1 protein-coding gene is annotated in these 634 nt (G+C 68.1%); it reads right to left on the bottom strand.

All coding sequences use genetic code 11. The features are described from left to right. Nucleotides 1–12 precede the first annotated feature (12 nt). A partial coding sequence (locus tag QSG27_RS29150; protein ID WP_306712374.1) for an IS630 family transposase occupies nt 13–634 on the bottom strand: 622 nt, incomplete at its 5' end.

Genomic DNA, 634 nt, shown 5'->3' with positions numbered 1-634 from the left:
ATACCGCCGCGCTTAAGCATTGACACATGGGAGCCACGGATAGCTGGTGAGGGAGCGTAGGCGCTCCGGTGTGGCGGTGAGGGCGTTCCAGGCGTCACAGCAGGCCTGGACGATGTCGTCGTAGTCATCCAGGAGCCGGTGGGACAGAAAGCGCTCGCGCAGGTACAGCCAGACGCGCTCGACGGGGTTCAACTCCGGACTGTAGGGCGGCAGCGGCACCAGCGTGATGTTGTCTGGCACGACCAGCGTCCGCGATCCATGCCAGCCGGCCTGGTCGAGCACGAGCACCGCCTGGACGTCCGGTTCCAGGCTTCGGGAGAAGCCGTCCAGGAACAAGCTCATGGCGGTGGTGGAGACGGTCGGCATGACCAACGCGAAGTCGGCGCCGCTGGCCGGGCAGACGGCGGCGTAGAGGTAGGCCGAGGTGAAGCGCTTGTCGCACAGCCCGGCCGGACGCTGCCCGCGCTCCCACCAGCGATGCGCGGTGCGGCCCTTCTGGCCGATGCGGGCTTCGTCCTGAAACCAGAGTTGGAGGCGGCGTGCAGAGTGCGTGGCGGCCGCAGCCTTCAGGGCTTCGCGCAGCCCCTTTTTTGGAAGGCGGCCTGGGCCTTGGCGTCGGACTGCGGGTGACGGG

It is taken from the genome of Azospirillum isscasi (assembly GCF_030849505.1).
Classification (GTDB): Bacteria; Pseudomonadota; Alphaproteobacteria; order Azospirillales; family Azospirillaceae; genus Azospirillum; species Azospirillum isscasi.
The sequence above is the reverse complement of the archived record's forward strand: the minus strand, read 5'-3'. Positions and strand labels throughout refer to the sequence as shown.